We start from the raw sequence: 5,068 nt of genomic DNA, 5'->3' as shown, positions 1-5,068 counted from the left end.
GCTCCTACTTGCCCTTGAAATCACTTCAAAAACCATTCCATGTGGAAAAAATGTGGCGAAACTTTGAATTTATCAATCCTAGATGATGATATTTGATGATTTGTGATTGTTTTTGAAACGGCCATTTATTATAAAGTCAAGAAATATACAGCCAGCTTAAATTCCTCATGCTGCTGATACTCCTACTTGCAGCGGGAATTATCGGCTTTTATATCGCAGGAAAAGTGGAATACGCAGCCGCAAAAGTAAGTTTTAGTGATTGAGCCAAAGTAAAAACACAAAATTTCCATTCATCTTTACAAGAGGTAAAAAAAGCTAGCCGCTATTATCATGTTTGTCCTCAATGTCATCACTCTCATTATGATGATGACGGTTCATATGGGATTTCTTTCTAAAAACGCGTAATACCCATGTATCTGCATGGTTAAATATATCTATAAATCTAAGGAGGAGTTTTAAATTGCCAGTAAATTTAAAAGGAAGAAGTTTCTTAACATTAATGGATTTCACACCGGAGGAAATCAGATATCTGCTTGATTTATCACATGATTTAAAAGCAAAGAAACGCTCAGGAATTTATAATGATGTCCTTAAGGGAAAAAATATCGTGCTGTTATTTGAAAAAACATCAACCAGAACAAGATGTGCCTTTGAAGTGGCCGCATTGGATGAAGGCGCCCGTGTTACATTCCTTGACTCCAGCAGCTCACAAATGGGGAAAAAGGAATCACTTGAAGATACGGCAAAGGTTCTTGGCCGTTTCTATGACGGCATCGAATACCGCGGCTTTGACCAAAAGGTAGTGGAAGATTTGGCTAAACACTCAGGAGTTCCCGTATTCAATGGTTTAACAGATGTTGACCACCCAACACAAATTTTGGCAGACATGCTAACCATCGAAGAACATGTGGCAAAACCATTAAACAAGACAAAAGTAGTCTTTGTTGGTGATACTCGAAACAATATGGCCTATGCCTGGATGTATGGCTGTGCCAAAATGGGCATGCACTTTGTTGCCTTCGGACCAAAAGAATTGCAGCCATCACTAGAAATCATTGAAAAGGCACAAATCGTTGCCAAAGAAACAGGCGCCATCATTGAAGTATCTGACAACATTGATGCCATTAAAGGAGCAGACGTTCTCTACACTGATATTTGGGCATCGATGGGCGAAGAAGATCAACTCGCCCAACGCGTAGAGCTCCTAACTCCATTCAGAGTGAACGAAGAAATGATCCAAGCTACTGAAAATCCAGATGTTATCTTCATGCACTGCTTACCGTCCTTCCATGACTTTGAAACGAAGGTAGCCAACAATGGAAAAGAGGCAATGGGTCTTGATATCAGAGAAGTAACCGACGAAGTATTCAGAGGCAAACACTCTGTTGTCTTTGATGAAGCCGAAAACAGAATGCACACCATTAAAGCAGTTATGGTGGCAACTATATAAATTAAGATTATGAACAAATAACCGCTTAAGCAGTAACTCGATAATTTTAGAATTTTAATATAAAGGTTGGGGTTCACACGCCAGCCTTAATTTATGCCCACTTGTAAAAGATTGATAGATAGAGGAGTAGAATTATGTCAAGAATTGTTATAGCGCTTGGAGGAAATGCACTTCAGGCAAACCCAAAAGATACATCAGCAGAAGCACAGCTTTTCACCTGCAAAGAAACGGCAAAACCAATTGTTGATTTAATCGAGGAAGGACATGAAGTCATTGTTGCTCATGGAAATGGTCCACAGGTAGGACAGATCGTGGCAACTTATGAAGCGGCCAATACAATGGATGGCGGCAAACCGGTGATGCCATTTCCAGAATGCGGCGCCATGAGTGAAGGCTATATTGGCTATCACCTGCAACAGGCAATCAGGGAAGAAATGAGAGGAAGAGGCATCCAACGCGACGTGGCCTCCATCATCACTCAAGTGGTAGTAGATCCTAACGACCCTGGGTTCAAAAATCCAACCAAACCTGTTGGCTCCTTCTTCTCACAAGAACAAGCTATGAAGCTTCAAGAAGAAAAAGGCTACGTGATGAAGGAAGATGCCGGCCGTGGTTATCGAAGAGTAGTGGCCTCCCCAGCACCAATAGCGGTGGTAGAAGAAAAAATCATTAAAACAATGGTAGATGCTGGCCATGTTGTCATCACCGTTGGTGGCGGCGGCGTGCCTGTCATTGAAAAAGAAGATGGCACACTCGAAGGCGTAGCTGCTGTAATCGATAAAGATTTAGCATCTGAAAAACTTGCAGAACTGCTTGACGCCGACGAACTGGTCATCTTAACAGCGGTAGAACAAATCGCCATAAACTTTAACAAACCGAACCAGAAAAACCTTGCCAGCATCACATTAGAAGAAGCACAAAAGTATATCGAAGAAGGACAATTTGCCCCTGGCTCTATGCTGCCAAAAGTAAAAGCAGCCATGCAATTTACAAAATCCAAAATGGGCAGAAAATCAATTGTCACTTCACTTAACAAAGCAAAAGACGCACTCCAAGGAAAAACTGGAACCGTCATTTTACAATAATGAAGGAAGGGCACCCGCTGTTGTGGGTGCCCTTTTTAAGACATAAAAACGAGTCATTAGTTGGACTTACTTTTTTTACTTGATGGCTATGAGTGGAACCCCTAAAACTGCAATTAATTATTGGCTTGCATGACTAAGCCATCAAAAAATTGCTTTAGGGATACTTTGCCTCCTGTTGACGACTTTCCTTCCAAAAAGAGAATCTCTTTGTGGATATTTTTATACCCATAAAGAGTGTTCGCACACTCAATAGTTAATTCATTTTCAAAATCATCTTGACATAAATTAGCGATATTTACCATTCCTTTTTTTATCGCTCGTCTAACACGCTGAAAAATAATTTTCTTTTCATGAGAGTCTAAAGCAAATTGTTTATCAAAGTTGATAAAGTTAAAAGAAATATTTTGTTCGATCATCACTTGACTAATATTTAATATATCAGCAGAACCCGCTTCAGAAGTTATACCTAAAAACGCCAGAATAGATCGTACCTTCTGTTTAGTTTCACTAAAATGATTTGAATTTATATTTGGATAGCCATTTGAAGAAGCCCCTAATAAGTTTTGAATTTTTTTCAGTTTTTGTTCCATCAGAATACTTTGTTTTACACGATTAACAATTGTCCGGACTTCAATTATATTGATGGGTTTATCGATAAAAAATTCGATTCCAGCTTTATAAGCATCTTCTCGCAATTCACTATCTCGTACTTGAGAAATCATAATAAATTTCAACTCAGGTTTTACCTTGCAAAGTGCTTCAACTAAGGCAATACCATTTAGTTCGGGCATTAACAAATCTACTAATACAATATCAACATTCAGCAGCATCAGTTCATTCAAGGCGATTTTTGGCGATACCGATGTTCCGACTACCTGATTGATCATGTCTTCTTCCACGATTCTTTGTAAGATCATAGTGACTGCAAGATCATCGTCAATAATGTAAAAATTCATGACTGTTCCCCCAAAGTTAATTTTTCCTTGTTAAACGTTAAAAGGAAGATCGTTCCTTTTCCTTCTTCAGAAACAACTTTTATTTTTCCACCGAATTGTTCTGCCACAATAATCCTAACGTGCGACAACCCAATTCCCCGATAAACATCTCCAGTATCTTGATTAAATTTAGTAGAAAATCCTGGTTGAAAAATCATTTCTTTGATCTCTGAAGGGATACCAGGACCGTTGTCAGAAACACTTATTAGCAACTGCTCTCCCTGATCCTTAACAATTACTGTTATCGATCCTCCATGTTGATTTCCTATTGCATCAATGCTATTTGCAATCATATTCGACAAAATCGAAACCAAGTAGTAATGATCATTGATTCTTAGATCAATTTGGTTCTTGACCGTTATTAAAATATCCAATTTCCTTTCTCTAATAAGACTGCGCGAATGCATTAAGACGATTTTTAGTATGTCACTTAATCGCAATGAGTCCTCTTCTACTTCAAAATAACTCCCCAGACCTTTGATAACATTTTGATAGTCCTTCTTTACTTCATGCACGTCTCTGGCAATATCTAACGCAATACTTCCATTTTTGCTGGAGGGGTTTTCATTATAGAGCTCTTTATTGAGTAAATACGCATTTTTCATGATTCTTTCGATTTCGTTAATATTCTTATTCATAAAATATACTTCACTTTTAACTGCTGAAACTGACCACAAAAAGTTATAGTACCGCTGCTCATGACTCTTTTTTCTTATCATAAGCGTAAAATAATGATACAAAAATGCAATAAAGCAGCTAATAAGACTGCGTAGCAACGCTACTAAAAACAATATTTTAAATAAACGCAGACTATAATGTGAAAAATTTAACAGCAGACTAACTTCTAAAATATTTGAAACATAGTCACATAGCAAAATAGTAAAAAAGAAAGAACTATCATTGCGATATGCGCGATGCCAGTATAAAAAATAGTACACACATCCGTAACAGAGATAAAAAGCAATATCGGTACATATATACTGAGCAATTGTTTCGAGAGCATAATTATTGGTGATAAAAAGAAGAAGTCCTCTGAAAAAAGGTGAAGCAAACGCAATTCCAAGTGTTAACGGTATTGGATTTAGATCATCATTAAAATATAAAAAAACGGGTAATAAGATAACGGCAAGGGTTAAAATGAAGCCATCTACAAAAAACGTTAAATTAATTTGTGCTGACAATGCGATACAAGTTGCAGCAACAGTTATTCTCTTGATTTTATCTTGATTGATGTTGTGAGAAAAAAACGGAATAAAAATCCCTCCCCCCAAAAAACTTGTCTAATCTTTTTGAAGTTTTTTGAAGCCTCTAAATACACTTAAATTATAGATTGTAAATGGTTTCACAAACAATGAAATATTTGTGAACCCCTTATACAATTATATTTTTTCAGGGGAGATGACCTTATGAATAATGTAAGCGTCGCAAAAAACACAGATGACTTTATGAACAATGCAGGTTCCAGCACAGAAAAGGGGCCAAGAAAGAAGTTTAAATTAAGAATGCCCGGAGCATTTGTCATCTTGTTTTTCTTAACG

Annotated in this window: 5 protein-coding genes; 3 read left to right on the top strand and 2 right to left on the bottom strand. The window is 37.4% G+C overall.

Going from position 1 to position 5,068, the window contains the following annotated elements; translation table 11 throughout:
* The first annotated feature begins 460 nt into the window (after nucleotides 1-460).
* Together argF and arcC are read left to right on the top strand one after the other, a co-directional pair.
* Nucleotides 461-1,450 carry an ornithine carbamoyltransferase gene (argF, locus tag V7083_RS07675; RefSeq protein ID WP_335476794.1) on the top strand — a complete coding sequence of 330 codons (990 nt, stop codon included), beginning with the start codon at nucleotides 461-463 and terminating at the stop codon, nucleotides 1,448-1,450.
* Between the two features lie 134 nt (nucleotides 1,451-1,584).
* Nucleotides 1,585-2,535: a carbamate kinase gene (gene arcC, locus V7083_RS07670; protein WP_335476793.1), complete on the top strand. Its 951-nt coding sequence runs from the start codon at nucleotides 1,585-1,587 to the stop codon at nucleotides 2,533-2,535.
* Between the two features lie 113 nt (nucleotides 2,536-2,648).
* Here arcC and V7083_RS07665 read toward each other — a convergent pair whose 3' ends face one another.
* Both V7083_RS07665 and V7083_RS07660 read right to left on the bottom strand, forming a co-directional pair.
* A complete protein-coding gene (locus tag V7083_RS07665) occupies nucleotides 2,649-3,491 on the bottom strand; it encodes a DNA-binding domain-containing protein (protein ID WP_335476792.1) in 843 nt (280 codons plus the stop codon).
* A complete protein-coding gene (locus V7083_RS07660) occupies nucleotides 3,488-4,168 on the bottom strand; it encodes a sensor histidine kinase (protein WP_335476791.1) in 681 nt (226 codons plus the stop codon). The genes V7083_RS07665 and V7083_RS07660 overlap by 4 nt, the downstream gene beginning before the upstream one ends.
* A 370-nt stretch (nucleotides 4,169-4,538) precedes the next feature.
* On the opposite strand from V7083_RS07660, the gene V7083_RS07655 reads away from it, so the two are divergent.
* Nucleotides 4,539-4,757 (top strand): hypothetical protein, encoded by a 219-nt coding sequence (locus tag V7083_RS07655; RefSeq protein ID WP_335476790.1) that lies wholly within the window; start codon nucleotides 4,539-4,541, stop codon nucleotides 4,755-4,757.
* Nucleotides 4,758-5,068: the final 311 nt, after the last annotated feature.

It is taken from the genome of Bacillus sp. JJ1764 (assembly GCF_036962145.1).
Lineage (GTDB): Bacteria > Bacillota > Bacilli > Bacillales > Cytobacillaceae > Neobacillus.
This window is presented reverse-complemented; position numbering and strand designations above follow the sequence as displayed.